Genomic DNA, 16,231 nt, shown 5'->3' with positions numbered 1-16,231 from the left:
CCCAGGTCCATCGACATTTCCGAAAGAGCGTGACGCGTGGCGCGGCGGGACAGGCGTGCCACCTTCGCCACCTGCTCTGGGTGGCAGTGTGCGAGGCGGGCGCTCGCGCCGCTCCGGACGAGAGTTCATGCCGGCGCTGAGCAGGGTGAGCCTCCGCGGTTGCTCAAGAGTCTGCCCCGCGAGTCCGGGGCGACAGGTCCTCCTTCCCCTCCGGCACGAAGCGCGTGGAGCTTCATGCCGGAAGGGCGGGCCAGAGGCGCTCACCGCGATGACTCTGGACACGCAATGCTCAGAATGGCCCCGCGCACACCAACTGGCCATCCAGGCATTCAGAGTGGCAGTCCGCGTTCTCGTCGCACGCCATCCCGAGGCAGGCGCCACCGCCGCAGAGGCCAAGCGGCCTGCAGGTGTTGGTCTGCCAAAAGGAGTACCGGTTGGACCAACTTGTGGTGCTGCGCGCGGGGTCGCACTCCAGGCAGATGTTGCTGGAGTTGACGGTCCCGGCGCTGTACGTCACGCCGCCGATGGTGCAACTGGTGGGCGAAGGCGGCGAACAGTAGCTCGACACCCCGTCACATGTGACGCTGGGAGGGTTCCCGGTCTGCGAGGCAGAGCAGGTGCTCATGCCCGAGCAACTGCGACTGGTGTTGTCGGAGCAGAACACTGTGACGTAGCAGCCGCTCGTGACGGCCTGCTCCTGGGTGTGCATGAGCGGGTCCTGCCCGTGCTCGGAGCCTGGACCGCAACTGGCAAGGGTCATCAGGACAGCGAAGACATACAGCTTCCGCATGGGATGCCTCGGGGTAGGGGGAGGTCGCCAGTTTTGAACTGGAATTGAGAATAAGGAAAAGGGAAATGAGTCGACCTGGTTCGTTGCTGGGTCTGACTTCATGGGCGGCTTCGTTGAGTTGCCGTGCTTGGGATATCCGCATCCGTTTGGTGTAATGAAGAAAGCAGAGCGGAATTGGGCCTGCCCCGGTTCCATTGGACGCCTGAGGTTCGCGGTGACGCGCTGCTTCGTCGCGCCTGCTGTTGGCGTACGTCAGTCCGACTGCACTATGAAATTTGGCGGTGCTGGCCGACCGGGTGTCCGGCAACGAAGGCATAGGGTTTGTCAACCTCCTGGCCTTGTTTGTCCACGGGGCCCCCCGGGTTCAGGTAGCGTGTGCCTGAATGTGGCACAAGTGCAATCGCAGGAGAGAACGGTGCTATCGAGACTGGTGATGCGAATCGGCATGCTCGGGGTCTTGTGGTTGCCGACAGCTCATGCGGAACCTTCGCGTGCATGAGCAGTGACTCCGTCACGGGCAAGACGCTGCTCTTCAATGCTCGCCTGGGGCCGTTCTGTGGCTGATGCCTCGTGGGCGCGGGATGCTGCCTTGGTGGCAGAGGCGCTCAATTTGCTGACGGTGCTGGCTGCGCCTCGCCTCTATGCGAGGTGGTGCACGCAGGCTTCGCCCGAGGAGCTCCGTGCAGCGCTCCAGTCCCGTATGGCTGCGCTCACTGCTTTCTGCGCGACGGCGCAGGGGAGTCTGGATGCGGACCGCTTCCGGGCTGCAGCCCCCAAAGTGCAGACGCTCGCTGAATCTTTGGAAGGCGCTCCTCCCGGCATCCTCATGGAGCCCGGTTGGAACGCTCAGGCCCGCGAGTGCTTGGCCGCGCTGGGTGTTCCAGCGCCTCCCGAAGGGTGGGAGTCCTTCGAGGGGTGGTGTGTCGGCGGCGCGTGAGAGGGGCTGCGTTCAAGGTGCTCGACTCTCACTTCTTGCAGGACAAATCGTACCCGGTGTTCCAGGTCCGGCCATCCAGCGAGTACTGGCCACGCATGTTCATCATGCCTGGCGAAACGACATGCTCTGTGTCCCGGATTCTCATCTCGCCCATCGGGCCGCTCGACTCCCCGAGCCAGGTGATGCCATCCGTGGACAAAGCCTTGGCGTGACCGCCCAGGTTGTCGACGATGACATTCACCCACTTGCTCGATGCTGCGTCGAACGTGCGGTACGAGGTGAATTTGTATTTGTACTCGCCGGACAACACCGCGAAGTCGGTTCGCAGCCATGTCTTGTCGAGGTCGGGCCTGACATCCAGGGTGACCTCGCTGGGGCTCGCGCCACCTGGCCCATGGACCGAACCGGTGCAGGTCCACGTCCCCGCCAGGGCCTTGGCGGAGTCAACCCGCGCGGACTCGACCGTTGAGGTCGAGGCTTCCGCAGCGACAGCGCTGGGGGCAGCGGCAGGCGCCTGCCCGCCCATTGGGACAGCCGTGGGGTCTTCCGGCCACTTCGAAGCGCTGCCTCGACATCCGAGCAGACCGGCAATGGCGACGAACATGAAGGCGGACGGACGTATGAACATGCATTCCTCGGGCAGAGCAGTTGTGCAGCCGAGTTGCATCTAAGGCGGTCAATCGCCATGCGGATAGAGCGCCGTTTACGCCCGATTCGGCGGATCCTACGGTGCTCTTGGTTGGAGCGGGTCAACTCCCAAGCGCGAGCTCGGAGCGCCAGCCAACGCCGAGCAGCAGAAACCCGCGGAGCGATGTCCATGCATCGTTGAACCTGCTCACGCAGACCGAGCCAGCGCGACGGCGTCAGGACCCGCGGGGAAACGGAGCTGCTCCGACGTGTCGTTCGCGGCGAGCCAGACCGCTTCGGCCACGTCGGACTCGCGCGTCACCGCGGCCGGCTGTCCGAAGGAAGCGAAGATGCGCTGTGCGAAAGGCGCATACGGCTCAGGAAACAGCCCTTCCATGCGAGGGCCGCCGTTGCTCGTGAAACGGGTGCTCGGGCAATAGCCCGGCTCGACGAGCTTCACGCGCAGGTTGAAGGCTTCGAGCTCGAACGCGAGCGACGCCGTGAACCCTTCGATGGCCACCTTGCTCGCGGTGTACACCGCCACCAGCGGCATCGGCGACAGCGTCGCGCTGGACGTCACGTTCACGACCACTCCTGACTTGCGTGCGCGAAACAGGGGCAGCACCGCCTGTGTCATCGCCATCACCCCGAAGACGTTGGTCTCGAACACGTCGCGCACCGTGGCCATCGGCGTCGCCTCGAAGGCCCCCATGAGCCCGATGCCCGCGTTGTTGACGAGCACGTCGATGGGGCCGCTCGCCTCCAGCGCCGCCGCGATGCTCTCGGGGTTCGTCACGTCGAGCGGCACCACGCGCAGCCGCTCCGACCGGGGGAGGACGTCCTCGCGTGGCGTTCGCATGGTCGCGACCACGTTCCAGCCCTGCGCATGGAAATGGCGCGCGGTCTCAAGTCCGTAGCCGGAGGAGCAACCCGTGATGAGCACCGTCTTCATGACAACCCTCCCACGTTGAGCTTGCCGCCGAGGGGCACTTCGTCCTGATGCCGAGTCTCTCCAGTGACGAGCGGGGCGAGAAGCGCCTGCGCCCGTGGGCCCGTGCCGCTCGTCGCGGTGAGCAACAGGGCCGCCAGTTCATCACCGCGCCCCGGGAGCGCAGTCATTGGCGCCCGGAATCCGTACGTTGCTTTCATGTCGACTCCTTGCATTGCCGCGATTCGCGCGGCGTCGATAATCCCAAGGTACTTGCGGCCGACAGGACGCTCCACCATGTACAGTCCGTATTTCTTTCGCGAGCGTCCGGGCATACAGTACCGCGCCACCTCTCTACCCATGACCGACCCTCTCTCGGAAGTCATTGCCCTGCTTCAACCCCGAGCCGTCTTCTCAAAGGGCATCAGCGGCGCGGGCCGCTGGGGTGTTCGCTACTCGGACTTTGGCCAGCCGAGCTTCTGCGCCGTGCTCGAAGGGCGCTGCCGACTCGCTGTCGACGGCCAGCCCGCCATCACGCTCGAGGCAGGCGATTTCGTGCTCCTGCCGGCGACGCCGGGCTTCGCCATGTCCGGCTTCGAACCGGTGGCACTCCAGCGAATCAATCCCAAGACGACGCCCGCGCCGAAGGGGGAGGTGCGGCACGGCACGCGTGGCGGCCGTCCTGACGTGCGTCTGCTCGGCGGATACTTCATCTTCGACTCCCCTGACGCGGCCCTGATGGTGTCGTTGCTTCCGGCCATGGTGCACGTGCGAGGCGTGGAGCGGCTTTCGGTGCTGGTGCGACTCGTCGGCGACGAGACGGGCGAGCAACGCTCGGGCCGCGACCTCGTGCTCTCGCGCCTCGTGGAGCTGCTGCTCATCGAGGCGCTGCGGTCGACATCGAGCGACGACGCGCCCCCGGGGCTCCTGCGCGGCCTGGCGGATGCGCGGCTCGCACCCGCGATACGGCAGATGCACGGCCACCTCACGCGGCAGTGGACGGTGGCACAGCTCGCGAAGAGCGCGGCGCTCTCGCGCTCGGCGTTTTTTGAGCGCTTCACGCGCACCGTGGGGCTGCCCCCGATGGAGTACCTGCTGGACTGGCGGATGGCCGTCGCGAGGGGGCTGCTTCGCCGCCGGGAGCTCGCCATCGCCGAGGTCGCCGAGCGCGTCGGGTACAGCTCGGCGAGCACCTTCAGCACGGCGTTCAGTCGACGTGTGGGCCAGTCTCCGGGACGCTATGCACGGGCAAGCTAGTCGGTATGCCCCGCATCGGAGCCTGTGCTCGGGCGTGATGGCTCACCAGAGCGCCTGCTGGCGCAGCAGCTCCGCCAGCGGGTGAGCGCCCAGCCCGTGCGCGTCGAAGAGCCGGCCCGCGGCCTCGTGCGTGGGGTTCCTCCACGCGATGCGCTCCGGTCCGTCCTCTTGGGTGTTGCCACACAACAGCAGCGAGGCCCGCAGGACCTCGGCCGACGGGAACAGCGTGTGCTCGAAGAGGAGCGGATTCTGGCTGGTGAGGAACACCTGCCGCGCCCCCAGCGCCCGCATGCACGCCTCCACCCAGCGCGGGTGCAGGCCATTCGCCAGCTCATCCGCGATGGCGAAGTCCTCGTTCACATCCAGGTAGTACAGCAGCGACAGCAGCCGCTTCTGCCCGAAGCCCAGCGCCTCATGCGTCATCACCCGGCCGTCGCGCCGTGTGAACTCGAAGCCGAAGCCCCCAAAGCCCACGCGCCCTCCGTTCTCGAACGAGCGCTTCTCCAGCACCTCCACTCGGAAGCGGCCCGCCTCGAAGCCCGCCAGCGCCACGAACTTCGCCAGGAAGCTGCCTTCTCGCGCGTCGTGGGTCAGCTCCAGCACGTCCGTGACCGACGGCTGCTCCATCCGCTCACGCAGCCACCCCGGCATCCACGTGGGCAGCGCCATCAGCCCCAGCGGGAACACTTCGCCGTCCCGCACCTCCATGGCGTAGCGGATGGCGCCGATGCGCTCGAACATCCCCAGCGCCTCATCGAACCGCTGCGGCGCCAGCAAGAAGGTACGGCGCAGCAGCTCCTTGAGCCGGTCTTTCATCCCCGCGTCGATGTACTGCGCCGTCATGAACAGCAGCGTCCACACCGACCGGTCCAGCAGCGACCAGTGCATGCTCCGCGACCACACCGCCTCGCCGTCCACCTTGCAGTCCATGCCCGCCGCGTCCGCGCGCATCACCAACCTGGCCGACGGTGAATGGAACCGAACGTCCACCTCGATGCGCGGGTGCAGCGAGGACTCCAGCGCCGGCGTGCGCAGCGTCATCAGCGCGGCGCCCTTTCGCGGCGGCGCCTCCGCGTCCGGCGCCGGCGCGTTCTGCTCGTTCCGGACGAAGACGTGCAGCTTCATGCCCGGGAACGCCAGTTCATACTCCAGCGCGAACGGCTCGTGGAGGAGGCCGGAGAAGTCCGACCCCAGCACCGTGGAGATGAGCTCCAGGAGCGTCGTCCTGCCGGTGCCGTTCTCTCCCAGCACCAGGTTGTGCGACGGGCTGAACACCAGCGAGGTGCCAGGGGCGACGTTCCGGTAGTGGTGGACCTCGAGCCGCGTGAGCTTCATGGGTCTCCTCGGCGCGCAGCATGGCCAGGGTGGGCGCGTGGAGGAACCACGCAATGTCACGGAATGTCCACCTCCCTTCGTATGTAGAGGGCGCCCGAGCCCCTCCCTGGCCGAAAGCCGCATGACGCGGTGCGGGCCAAGGTGGAACGTGAGGTGGAGCCAGACCTCGTCTATACACTCCACCGGCTCTGCGACCCTTCCCGGGTCGGAAAGGATGAAGTGAGGACGATGAAGAACCAGCTTCTCGGCTGTATGGCCTCCGCGCTCATGACCCTGTCGGCGATGCCCGCGCTGGCGCAACTCAAGCTGCCGGCCCCCAGCCCCGCGGCGAAGGTGATGCAGGAGGTGGGCGTCTCGGAGATTTCCGTCGAATATTCCAGCCCCGCCGTGAAGGGCCGGAAGGTCTGGGGAGAGCTGGTCCCCAACGACAAAGCGTGGCGCAGCGGCGCCAACGCGGCGACGAAGATTACCTTCAGCCACCCCGTCACCTTCGGCGGCAAGGCCGTCCCGGCGGGCTCCTACGCCATCGTCAGCCTGCCCTCGCAGAAGGGCTGGAAGGTGATGCTGAACTCGGACCTGGGCCTGTGGCGGGGCGGCGCGCCCTATGACGCCTCCAAGGACGTGGCCTCGGTGAACGCCACCACCACGGCGATTCCGGCGCGCGAGCGCCTGACGTACCTCTTCACCGACACCACGGACACCGGCACGCGACTGGACCTGGAGTGGGAGCAGCTGCGCGTCTCCGTGCCCATCACCGTGGACACGGCGGCCCTCGCGAAGGCCAACCTCGAGCAGGCGGAGAAGAGCACGGCCAGCATGCACGCGAGCGCGGCCTCCTACGTGGCGGAGAACAGCAAGGACTACGCCGCCGCGCTGAAGCACGCCGACGCGGCCGTGGCCGCCAACGCCACCTGGTACACCCACTGGATTCGCGCGGACGTCCTGTCGCGCATGGGCAAGTACACGGAGGCCCGCAAGGCCGCGCAGGCCGCGTGGGACCTGGGGCAGAAGGACAAGAACTTCCCCTACCGTGACCGGGTCTCCAAGGCGCTGGCGGAGTGGAAGAACAAGAAGTAGCCCGCTGCGCTCCCGGGGCTCCTCAACGACGGAGGGGCCCCGTCAGGAGCCGGCGGTAGAGCGCCTCGTAGCGGTCGACGGCGGGCTCCTTCTGGAAGCGCTCCAGGACTCGCGCCCGCGCGCGTTGTGAGAAGCCCTGCCAGCGCTCCGCGTCCTCGACCAGCGTGAGCACGTGCCGGGCCATGGCCGGGACGTCGCCCAGCGGCGCCAGGAAGCCTGTCTCGCCGTGCGTGACGAGCTCCGGGATTCCGCCCAGGTCGCTGGCCACCACGGGGATGCCGCAGCTCAGCGCCTCCAGCGCGGCGAGCCCGAAGCTCTCCTGCTCGCTGGGGAGCAGGAAGACGTCGGAGGCGGCGAGCAGCTCCTCGAAGCGGTCCTGCTTGCCGAGGAACGCGACGCGGCCCTCCAGGCCCTTCTCCCGCAGCATCCGCTCCACGGGCGAGCGCTCCGGGCCGTCTCCCACCATCACCATCCGGCAGGGGCGGTGGCGGTGGACCTCGGTGAAGATGGCGGCCACGTCGGTGATGCGCTTCACCGGCCGGAAGTTGGAGACGTGGACGAGCACCGGCTCGTGGTCGCGCAGGGCCGGGAAGAGCGCGCGCAGGCAGGCGCGGTCTCTCACCGGTGCATAACGCGCGGTGTCCACGAAGTTGGTGATGACGTCGATGGGGACGCTCTCTGGGATGTCGAAGCCCCGCCACGTCGCGCGGCGCAGGTAGGCGGACGGCACCGTCACCGCGTCGCTGCGCATGATGGAGAAGCGCGTAATCGGCAGGTAGCTGGGGTCGATTCCCACCAGCGTGGTGTCCGTCCCGTGCAGCGTGGTGACGACGCGCGGCGCCCTGTGGCCCAGCACCTCGCGCGCCATCCACGCGGCGGTGGCGTGCGGCACCGCGTAGTGGACGTGCAGGATGTCCAGGCGCTCGTAGCTGGCGACCTCAATCATCTTGGACGCCAGCGCGATGGGATAGGTGCTGGACTGCTGGAGCGCCGGGTAGTCGCTCTCCGTCACCTCGTGGAAGACGACCTTCCGGTTCGCGCCATGGAGGCGTACCGGCAAGTCCCGGGCGATGAAGTGGACGCGGTGGCCCCGGTCCGCCATCGCGAGGCCAATCTCCGTGGCGACCATGCCGCTGCCACCGAAGGTCGGAAAGCAGGTGATGGCCACGTTGAGCGGGGCGTTCATGGGCGCGCCGGGAAGAACAGGGGCCGGGCGAAGCTATTCCTGCGGAAGTGGTCGAGCGGGTCGGCCAGTCCCAGCGTCTCGCGGAGGACGTAGGGCTCGCCGTGGGTGACGCCAATCCGCGCGCCATAGAAGCGATCCCTGGCCTCCAGCGACGACAGCGACAGCGGTGAACCCACCAGCGTGGGCGGTGCGTCCGGGCGGGGCTGCACCTGACTGGCGTAGCAGTGCACCGCCGCCAGCTTGCGCTCGTAGACGGCGGAGACGTCCACGACGACGCTGGGCTCGGCCAGGTGCCGCAGCGGGTAGTAGAGGACCTGCCGCGGCGTGAAGGGCTCCGCGGCGGGCTCCGCGTCGAACTTGCGCACGCCCGCGAAGAAGAGGGCGCGCGTCACCAGCGCACTGGCCGCCTCGTGGTCCGGGTGCCGCTCCTGCTCCCACGGCACCACGACGAGCTCCGGACGCAGGCGGCGCAGCGCCTCCACCACGCGGGCCACGGCGGCGGTGCGGGCGCGCTCGGGCTCGGGCGTGTCGAAGCCCGCCCACGGATTGAGCCAGCCGTCGGGCAGCTCCAGGTTCTCCCGGTGGGCCAGGCCCAGCGCGCGGGTGGCGGCCTCCGTCTCCTCCGCGCGGGACTGGAGCGTGCCGCGCGAGCTCTTCTCGCCGCGCGTCAGGTCGACGATGCCGGTGCGGTAGCCACGGGTGGCCATGCTCGCCAGCAGCCCGCCGCAGAACAGCTCCACGTCATCCGGGTGGGGGCCGAAGGCGAGCACGTCGATGCCGTAGGCGGTGCCATTCGCGCTCATGGCGTCAGGTCCTTCGAGTCACCGGAGAAGGGGACACACGCGTCCAGCACCAACCGGGTGAAGGCGCGCGTCCCGATGCGGCAGGCGAAGTAGGGCAGCCCGAGGACGCGCTCCTGGGGCGCGTCCTCCGGGAAGAGGAAGGTGCGCAGGCGGTCCACCTGTTCGGCCGCCGTGGCATCGCGCCGGGCGAGCGCGCGGCGGTAGCGGCCCGTCAGCCGGGACACCGCGACCCGCACCGTGCCCTGGGTGCGGCGCAGCGCGTCCTGGAGGTTCGCGTCCACCGCCGACACCTGTCCGGCGACGCGCTCCAGCTCGGAGGAGAACGCGCCGAAGAGGCGGGCCTCCAGGGCCTCGGGCGTCTCCAGCGACTCCGGTGCATCACGCGTGGCCAGCCGCGTGAGCAGCGTGTCGCGCGGCACGTTCACCTCATCGGGCTGGAGCCCCACCTTGCCCAGCCACCGGCGCGCGCGGTCATCGAGCACGCGGAAGCGGGCCCGGGGAATGGCGAGCGGCATCGGCCGGCCCGCGTGGGCGTACAGCGGCGCCAGTTGCGCGAAGTAGGCCAGCTCGCCCGGGCCACCGACATACGCGGCCGTGGGGAGCCAGGTGTCCTGGAGGAGAGGACGCAGCAGCGCGGACGTGGTGAAGCGCAGCGGCTCTCGCTCCAGGGCCGCGTGCAGCGCGTCCTGGGTGATGGCGCTTTGCTCCGGGTGGCCCACCAGACTCCAGGCGCCCGCTTCCACCGGGTCCAGCCGGTAGCGCGGGCCATCGAGCGCATCCGGAGAGAAGAAGCTGAGCGGCGAGCCCGGGCGGACGTGGACCTGCACCGTGTAGCCCGCGCGGGTGAGCGCCTCCGCGCGGGCCGCGAGCACGGAGGAGAGTGCCTCCGCTTCCTGGAGGGCGAAGCGATGCACGGGCGCGGCCAGCGGCGCCAGCCGTGCGTCTCGCGGGTCGAGGAAGACGAGTCCCTCGTCTGCGAAGAGGGACGACAGCACGTCGGTGAAGGCGCCCGCGAGCGTGGCTTCGGGACGGTAGGCCCGCTCCAGCAGGGTGAGGAACTCCTCCGCGTGGGGTTCTGCTTCCAGCTCGGCGCGGAGGGTGGCCAGGGCGGGGAGGACGCTCGGTCCCAGGTGGCGATGGGCGATGGGCGCTCGAGACGCTGCTGCATCCGGAAGCTCGAGCGCCAGGCGACAGGGCCCTCCGGCCGGGCGTGGGAGGACACAGTGGTCAATCTCCGGGAGGTCGTGGTCCTCCGTCTGGAGCCAGAAGACGGGAACACAGGGCCGGCCGGTTTCTTCCCGAAGCGCGCGCGCCGTGACGATGGCGGACGCCGCCTTGTAGAGCGTGTACAGCGGGCCCAGGAAGAGGCCCATCTGCTGCCCCGTCACCACCGCCACGGTGCCGGGCCGCGCGAGCAGCGCGAGGTTTCGCTCCCGGGCGGCACTGGGCGCGAGGCGCGCGTTCTGCGCGGCGAGGACGTCCATCAGCGCGGGCGACACCGTGCGCGACGCGGCGGCGGCCACGGCCCGCGCGCGCGCTTCACGGTGTCGATAGTCGTCGGGAAGGAAGGAGAGCGCGGACGCATCTCCGCGAAGCCACGCGGTCGAGAACGAGGACGTCACGGCATGTCGTGATAACAGGTCACGGCGGGCGCGCCACCGGAAGTGCATGCTCGCACGTCGTGTGCGGCCGTGGCGGCGGGTGTCATCCCGGAGCGAACGTGAGCCGCGCGCGAGGAAGAGGCCTGTTATAGGGTCCGCCCGAATGCGGAACCTGCTCCTCGGAATGACACTGGCCATGAGCCTTGGAATCGGGTCGACGGCGGTGGCGCGGCCTCCCCGGCAGCTCCATGCGGGTGAAATCGCGGCGGGCCTGAAGCGGCTCGGCGTGACGGGCAGCGTGCTCTATGTCGCGGCCCACCCGGACGACGAGAACACGCGCTTGCTCGCGTGGCTGGTGGGAGAACGTGGCCTGCGCGCGGGGTACCTGTCCGTGACGCGCGGCGATGGTGGGCAGAACCTCATCGGCACCGAGCAGGACGCCCTGTTGGGGCTCATCCGCACGCACGAGCTGCTCGCCGCGCGGAGCGTGGACGGCGCGGAGCAGTTCTTCACGCGGGCGCGGGACTTCGGCTACTCGAAGAGCGCGGAAGAGGCGCTGCGCATCTGGGGACATGAAGCGGTGCTGGCGGACGTGGTGCTCGCCATCCGCCGCTTCCAGCCGGACGTCATCATCACCCGCTTCACCACGAAGCCGCCGAACCACGGCCACCACACGGCCTCCGCGCTGCTGGCGGCGGAGGCCTTCATCGCCGCCGCCGACCCGAAGCGCTTCCCGGAGCAGCTCTCCGAGGTGAAGCCGTGGAAGGCGGACCGCCTGCTGCAGAACGCCTCCTCGTGGTGGTTCAAGCCCGACGAGGACCTGTCCCGCTACGTGAAGCTGGAGGTGGGCGGCTACGACGCGTTGCTCGGGCGTTCGTGGGGCGAGGTGGCCGCGGAGAGCCGCAGCCAGCACAAGAGCCAGGGCTTCGGCCAGGCCGCGGACCGGGGCCCCAGCGCGGAGTACTTCACGCCGCTGGCGGGGACGCTCCCGAAGCGCGACGTGTTCGAGGGGCTCGACTTCTCCTGGAAGCGCTGGAAGGACTCCGCCGCGGTGTCCCGCGCGGTGGCCGCCGCGACGAAGGCGTTCGACGCGCGCGCCCCTCACCGCGCCCTGCCCGCGCTCGTCCGCGTCCACGAGGCGCTGACCGCGCTGCCGGACACCCACCCGTGGAAGGCGCCCAAGCTGCGTGAGACGGAGGCGCTCATCGCCGCCTGCGCGGGCCTGTTCCTGGAGGTGCGCGCCGCCGCGCCCATGGGCATCCCGGGGCTGCCGGTGGCGTTGGACGTGGTGGCGCTGAACCGCTCGCCCGCCGCCGTCGAGTGGGTGGGGCTGACGCTGCCGGGCGAGAAGCCCGAGGCCGTGGGGAAGGCGCTGGGCGCGAACGTGCCCATGAAGCTGTCGCGCACGGTGACGCTGCCGGTGACGGCGCCCATCTCCACGCCCTACTGGCTCCGCGAGCCCGTCACCGGGGGGCTCTACACGCTCGAGGGCGAGGACCGCGCGCTCACCGGCCAGCCGGAGGGCGTCCCCGCGCTGTCGGTGGCGTTCGAATACCAGGTCGCGGGCCGGCGCTTCCGCGCGGTGCGTCCGGTGGTCTACGTCTGGACGGACCCGGTGCGCGGCGAGCTCTACTGTGACTTCGAGGTCGTCCCGCCCGTCACCGCCACGCTGGCGCAGGACGTGCTCATGTTCCCCAACGGCGAGCCCCGCGCCGTGCCGGTGGTGCTGGCCGCGGGGATGGACCAGGTGCCGGGCACGGTGCGGGTGGTGGCGCCGCCCGGCTGGCGCGTGGAGCCCGCGTCGGTCGAGTTCAAGCTCGCGGCGCGCGGAGACGAGCGCACCCTCACCTTCCAGGTGACGCCGCCTCGGGGGGCGACCCAGAAGGGTGACCTCTCCGTGGAGGTCGACGTGGGGGACCGCGCCTGGTCCTGGCGTGCCCGCTCCGTGTCCTATCCCCACATTCCGCCGCTGACGGTGCGCCAGCCCTCCACGGCCACGGTGGTGCCGCTCTCCCTGGCCATGAAGGGCAAGCGCATCGGCTACATCCCCGGGCCGGGCGACCGCGTCGCGGAGAGCCTGAGCGCGGTGGGCTACGAGGTGACGCTGCTCCCCGAGGAGCGGCTGGCCCGGGAGAAGCTGGAGCGCTTCGACGCCATCCTCGTGGGCGTGCGCGCCTTCAACGCCAACCCGCACCTCATCGTCCACCGGGAGCGGCTGCTCCAGTACGTGGAAGGCGGCGGGCGGCTGGTGGTCCAGTACAACACCAACAGCCGCGTGGGGCCACTCACGTCCTTCGTCGGGCCCTATCCGCTGGAGCTTGGCCGCGAGCGCGTGACGCATGAGGCGGCGGTGATGACGCCGCTGCGCGCCGATGAGCCGCTGCTGCGCGCGCCCAATGCGCTGACGGCCGCGGACTTCGAGGGCTGGGTGCAGGAGCGCGGCCTCTACTTCGCGTCGTCGTGGGACGCTCGCTACCAGCCTGTCTTCGCCATGCACGACGCCGGCGAGGCGCCGCTCCAGGGCTCGCTGCTGGTCGCCCGCCACGGCAAGGGCACGTTCGTCTACACGGGCCTCGCTTTCTTCCGTCAGCTCCCCGCCGGGGTCCCCGGCGCCTATCGCCTGCTAGCCAACATCCTCTCTCAATGAGCACCGCCCCCAACCTGACCCCTCGTGAGCCCGTCGGCGACGCCCCCGCGCACCGGCCCGAGCTCGATGACGCGCCGCCGCTGCTGGGCTCGTGGCGCAACATCTACCTCCTGGTGCTGGGCACCTTCGTCCTGTTCGTCGCCCTGTTCTGGGTGGTCACCGAGGTGTACGCGTGACGGGGCTCGACTGGCTCGTCCTGGGCGGGACGATTGCGTCCATCGTGGCGTGGGGCCTCTGGAAGTCCCGAGGGACATCCACCAGCGACGAGTACCTGCGCGGCGGCCGTGAGCTGAAGTGGCCCACCATTGGCCTGGGCGTCATGGCCACGCAGGCCAGCGCCGTCACCTTCCTCTCCGTCCCCGGGCAGGCCTACGAGGACGGAATGCGCTTCGTGCAGTTCTACTTCGGACTGCCGATCGCGATGGTCATCATCAGCGCCGTCTTCGTGCCCATCTACTACCGGCTGAACGTCATCACCGCGTACGAATACCTGGAGTCGCGGTTCGACCTGAAGACGCGGCTGCTGGGCGCCTTCCTCTTCCTCATCCAGCGCGGGCTGGCCGCGGGCATCACCATCTACGCGCCGGCCATCATCCTCTCCACCATCCTCGGCTGGCCGCTGGAGCCCACGGTCATCGCCATGGGCGCGCTCGTCATCCTCTACACGGTGACGGGCGGCTCCAAGGCGGTGAGCCAGACGCAGAAGCAGCAGATGGTGGTGATGATGGGCGGCATGGTGGTGGCCGCCGCGGTCATCCTCTGGCGCTTGCCGGAGCATGTGTCGTTCGGCAAGGCGGTGGACGTCGCGGGCGCGTTCGGCCGGATGAACCTGGTGAGCTTCGACTTCGACATGCAGGACCGCTACAACTTCTGGTCCGGCATCACGGGCGGGCTGTTCCTGTCACTGTCGTACTTCGGCACGGACCAGTCCCAGGTGGGCCGCTACCTGACGGGCCGCTCCATCGCCGAGAGCCGGCTGGGGCTGCTCTTCAACGGCGTGCTGAAAATCCCGATGCAGTTCCTCATCCTCTTCGTCGGGATTCTCGTCTTCGTCTTCTACCAGTTCAGCACGCCGCCGCTGCTCTTCAACGAGACGCTGCGCACCCGCGTGCAGGGCACGGCGCAGGCGGCCGAGTACGCCGCGCTGGAGACGAAGTGGGAGCAGGTCCAGTCCGGCAAGCGCGTGGAGGTGGAGCGCTATCTGTCCGCCGTCGAGTCGGGCGACGTGGCGGCCGGCGAGGCGTCGCGGGCGCTGCTCCAGGGCGCGGCGCAGCAGGCGAGCGCGGTCCGGCAGGAGGCCAAGGACATGGTGGCGCGCGCGCTCCCGGGCGCGGAGACGAAGGACTCGGACTACATCTTCATCGCCTTCGTGAAGCGCTGGTTGCCCAGCGGGCTGTTCGGGTTGCTCATCGCCGTCATCCTGTCCGCGGCCATGAGCTCCATCGCCAGCGAGCTGACGGCGCTGGGGACGACCACGACGGTGGACTTCTACCGGCGGGTGTTCCAGCCCGGCGCCTCGGACCGGCACGTGCTGGTGGCGTCCAAGCTGTTCACCGTGTTCTGGGGACTGGTCGCGGTGGCCTTCGCGACCTTCGCGTCGCTCCTGGACAACCTCATCCAGGCCATCAACATCCTGGGCTCCATCTTCTACGGGACGGTGCTGGGCATCTTCCTGGTGGCCTTCTTCGTGAAACAGGTGCGCGGCCACGCCGTGTTCGCGGCGGCCGTCATCTCCCAGGCGTCGGTGATTGCCCTCTTCTTCCTCTCCGACGTGGGCTACCTCTGGTTCAACGTCATCGGCTGCACGCTGGTGGTGGTGCTGAGCCTGGTGATGCAGGCCGTCCTGCCGCGCGGCGAGACGCCGGCCCCGGCCACGGCGGCCTGAGTCCGCGGCGCCCAGGGCGGTGAAGGTCGGGAGGCGTCCGGGAAGGGGCGCCGGCCCGGCCTTGCAGTATGCTCGTCCGGGAGAGGGACGGACATGTCTGACGGGAAGAGGCGGCCCGGTCGCCCGGGGCGTTCCGAGGAGCCACGCATCGCGCCGGAGGAGGACGAGGACGCGACGCGGGACATTCCGCTCCTCACGCGCCCCGAGGAGACGCGCCTGGGGCCCGTGGAGCCCCGCTTCGAGGAGACGCGCATGGGCCCGGTGGAGCCGCTCACCGAGGAGACGCGCATGGGCCCCGTGGCGTCCTTCTCCCCGGAGGAGGACCTGCCCCCCTTGGAGCCTCCCGCGCTGGAGACGCGGATGGAGCCCGTCCCACCCGCCCGGGCGGGCCGCTCGGGCAGCGTCGCCGGGAGCGCGCGGACCGAGCCGCCAGCGCCGCGCTCCACCGAGGTCCACACGGACGTCATGCCTCCGAAGCCCCCCAGGCCGCGCGGGAGCCCGGCGACGAAGGCCCCGGAGAAGCGCGCCAGCCCGCTGAAGGCCAGCGCGGCCCCCGCCAGCGTGGGCGTGGTGCGCCTGAGCCCGCTGGAGCCCCTGGGCGCGAAGGTGGTGGCCGCCGAGGAGGAGGCGCCCGCGCTGCGGACGATGTTCGCGAACCACTCGGCGCTGCTGGCCGAGCAGCTCCGCGACGCGCTGTCGACGAAGATGTATGGCCGGGGCCCTCACCGGGTGCTGCGCATCGACGAGCCGGAGGGGCCCAGCACCGCGGGCGGGAAGCTGGCGCGGCAGGCCATCTCCCTGGTGCCTCGCAAGGGCGTGGGCACCTCGCTGACGTGCGGCTGGGTGGACGTGTCCAAGCGGGAGGCCCAGCTCCGCAACTTCGAGGCGGTGGCGAAGCGGTACGCGCTCCAGCACGGCGAGCCGCTGGAGCTGCGGGCCGAGGAGTACGAGCGCTTCCTCTCAGACGTCGAGGCGGTGCTCATCCAGGCCGTCATCAAGGTCCGCGTCATCGTCCCCGAGGAAGCGGGCGCGGTGCGCGTCGCGGGCCCTTCCGCCTCCGCCCGCGCGAAGGGCGTCCCGCCCCTCTGGGCGGGACTGCTGGCCATGCTGGCCTTCGTGCTGGGCCTGCTCGCGGGGCGGATGGGGGCGGGCGGCTGA

General features: G+C 69.7%; 14 protein-coding genes. 7 read left to right on the top strand and 7 right to left on the bottom strand.

The features are described from left to right. Nucleotides 1–434 precede the first annotated feature (434 nt). Entirely contained in the window at nt 435–560 is a 126-nt protein-coding gene (locus KGD87_RS20095) for a hypothetical protein (protein ID WP_284661892.1), read from the top strand. A gap of 1,195 nt (nt 561–1,755) precedes the next feature. On the opposite strand, the gene KGD87_RS20090 is transcribed toward KGD87_RS20095, so the two are convergent. The 3 genes from KGD87_RS20090 to KGD87_RS20080 form a co-directional block, all read right to left on the bottom strand. Next, complete coding sequence (locus KGD87_RS20090) at nt 1,756–2,355, bottom strand: DUF1579 domain-containing protein (protein ID WP_284661890.1); 600 nt, start codon at nt 2,353–2,355, stop codon at nt 1,756–1,758. A gap of 207 nt (nt 2,356–2,562) precedes the next feature. Further along, nucleotides 2,563–3,306, bottom strand: coding sequence for an SDR family oxidoreductase (locus KGD87_RS20085; RefSeq protein ID WP_284661888.1), 744 nt, complete (start codon nt 3,304–3,306; stop codon nt 2,563–2,565). After that, nucleotides 3,303–3,617: a hypothetical protein gene (locus KGD87_RS20080; protein ID WP_284661887.1), complete on the bottom strand. Its 315-nt coding sequence runs from the start codon at nt 3,615–3,617 to the stop codon at nt 3,303–3,305. The genes KGD87_RS20085 and KGD87_RS20080 overlap by 4 nt, the downstream gene beginning before the upstream one ends. A 25-nt stretch (nt 3,618–3,642) precedes the next feature. Here KGD87_RS20080 and KGD87_RS20075 point away from each other — a divergent pair, with 25 nt between their 5' ends. Continuing rightward, nucleotides 3,643–4,539 carry an AraC family transcriptional regulator gene (locus KGD87_RS20075; RefSeq protein ID WP_284661886.1) on the top strand — a complete coding sequence of 299 codons (897 nt, stop codon included), beginning with the start codon at nt 3,643–3,645 and terminating at the stop codon, nt 4,537–4,539. 42 nt (nt 4,540–4,581) lie between these two features. Here the strand turns inward: KGD87_RS20075 and KGD87_RS20070 are convergent, their stop codons facing one another. Continuing rightward, nucleotides 4,582–5,874, bottom strand: coding sequence for an ATP-binding protein (locus KGD87_RS20070; RefSeq protein ID WP_284661885.1), 1,293 nt, complete (start codon nt 5,872–5,874; stop codon nt 4,582–4,584). 219 nt (nt 5,875–6,093) lie between these two features. Here KGD87_RS20070 and KGD87_RS20065 point away from each other — a divergent pair, with 219 nt between their 5' ends. Beyond that, nucleotides 6,094–6,951: a DUF2911 domain-containing protein gene (locus tag KGD87_RS20065; RefSeq protein WP_350099269.1), complete on the top strand. Its 858-nt coding sequence runs from the start codon at nt 6,094–6,096 to the stop codon at nt 6,949–6,951. Between the two features lie 22 nt (nt 6,952–6,973). On the opposite strand, the gene bshA is transcribed toward KGD87_RS20065, so the two are convergent. From bshA to bshC, 3 genes are read right to left on the bottom strand one after another with little or no spacing between them, the layout of a single operon-like run. After that, nucleotides 6,974–8,137 (bottom strand): N-acetyl-alpha-D-glucosaminyl L-malate synthase BshA, encoded by a 1,164-nt coding sequence (gene bshA, locus KGD87_RS20060; RefSeq protein WP_284661882.1) that lies wholly within the window; start codon nt 8,135–8,137, stop codon nt 6,974–6,976. After that, nucleotides 8,134–8,940, bottom strand: coding sequence for a bacillithiol biosynthesis deacetylase BshB1 (gene bshB1 / locus KGD87_RS20055; protein WP_284661880.1), 807 nt, complete (start codon nt 8,938–8,940; stop codon nt 8,134–8,136). Before bshB1 ends, bshA begins: the two co-directional genes overlap by 4 nt. Next, nucleotides 8,937–10,610 (bottom strand): bacillithiol biosynthesis cysteine-adding enzyme BshC, encoded by a 1,674-nt coding sequence (gene bshC, locus KGD87_RS20050; protein ID WP_284661878.1) that lies wholly within the window; start codon nt 10,608–10,610, stop codon nt 8,937–8,939. Before bshC ends, bshB1 begins: the two co-directional genes overlap by 4 nt. 94 nt (nt 10,611–10,704) lie before the next feature. Between bshC and KGD87_RS20045 the strand changes: the two genes are divergently transcribed. From KGD87_RS20045 to KGD87_RS20030, 4 genes are all read left to right on the top strand, one after another. Beyond that, the gene (locus tag KGD87_RS20045) at nt 10,705–13,188 is read left to right on the top strand and encodes a PIG-L family deacetylase (RefSeq protein ID WP_350099266.1); all 2,484 of its coding nucleotides are present in this window, start codon (nt 10,705–10,707) and stop codon (nt 13,186–13,188) included. Continuing rightward, nucleotides 13,185–13,364: a hypothetical protein gene (locus KGD87_RS20040; RefSeq protein WP_163777280.1), complete on the top strand. Its 180-nt coding sequence runs from the start codon at nt 13,185–13,187 to the stop codon at nt 13,362–13,364. The genes KGD87_RS20045 and KGD87_RS20040 overlap by 4 nt, the downstream gene beginning before the upstream one ends. Continuing rightward, complete coding sequence (locus KGD87_RS20035) at nt 13,361–15,073, top strand: sodium:solute symporter family protein (protein ID WP_284661872.1); 1,713 nt, start codon at nt 13,361–13,363, stop codon at nt 15,071–15,073. The genes KGD87_RS20040 and KGD87_RS20035 overlap by 4 nt, the downstream gene beginning before the upstream one ends. 93 nt (nt 15,074–15,166) lie before the next feature. Then, nucleotides 15,167–16,231 carry a hypothetical protein gene (locus KGD87_RS20030; protein ID WP_284661871.1) on the top strand — a complete coding sequence of 355 codons (1,065 nt, stop codon included), beginning with the start codon at nt 15,167–15,169 and terminating at the stop codon, nt 16,229–16,231.

This window comes from Myxococcus sp. SDU36 (assembly GCF_030168875.1).
GTDB lineage: Bacteria > Myxococcota > Myxococcia > Myxococcales > Myxococcaceae > Myxococcus > Myxococcus vastator.
Note: the sequence above shows the minus strand (reverse complement) of the source record. Positions and strands in the feature narration are given on the sequence as shown.

What these genes read in the sequence shown, in the direction of transcription:
- KGD87_RS20090 (WP_284661890.1), bottom strand. Translation starts at nt 2,355, where the DNA reads ATGTTCATACGTCCGTCCGCCTTCATGTTCGTCGCCATTGCCGGTCTG.
- KGD87_RS20085 (WP_284661888.1), bottom strand. Translation starts at nt 3,306, where the DNA reads ATGAAGACGGTGCTCATCACGGGTTGCTCCTCCGGCTACGGACTTGAG.
- KGD87_RS20070 (WP_284661885.1), bottom strand. Translation starts at nt 5,874, where the DNA reads ATGAAGCTCACGCGGCTCGAGGTCCACCACTACCGGAACGTCGCCCCT.
- bshA (WP_284661882.1), bottom strand. Translation starts at nt 8,137, where the DNA reads ATGAACGCCCCGCTCAACGTGGCCATCACCTGCTTTCCGACCTTCGGT.
- KGD87_RS20045 (WP_350099266.1), top strand. Translation starts at nt 10,705, where the DNA reads ATGCGGAACCTGCTCCTCGGAATGACACTGGCCATGAGCCTTGGAATC.
- KGD87_RS20080 (WP_284661887.1), bottom strand. Translation starts at nt 3,617, where the DNA reads ATGCCCGGACGCTCGCGAAAGAAATACGGACTGTACATGGTGGAGCGT.
- bshB1 (WP_284661880.1), bottom strand. Translation starts at nt 8,940, where the DNA reads ATGAGCGCGAATGGCACCGCCTACGGCATCGACGTGCTCGCCTTCGGC.
- bshC (WP_284661878.1), bottom strand. Translation starts at nt 10,610, where the DNA reads ATGCACTTCCGGTGGCGCGCCCGCCGTGACCTGTTATCACGACATGCC.
- KGD87_RS20075 (WP_284661886.1), top strand. Translation starts at nt 3,643, where the DNA reads ATGACCGACCCTCTCTCGGAAGTCATTGCCCTGCTTCAACCCCGAGCC.
- KGD87_RS20030 (WP_284661871.1), top strand. Translation starts at nt 15,167, where the DNA reads ATGTCTGACGGGAAGAGGCGGCCCGGTCGCCCGGGGCGTTCCGAGGAG.
- KGD87_RS20040 (WP_163777280.1), top strand. Translation starts at nt 13,185, where the DNA reads ATGAGCACCGCCCCCAACCTGACCCCTCGTGAGCCCGTCGGCGACGCC.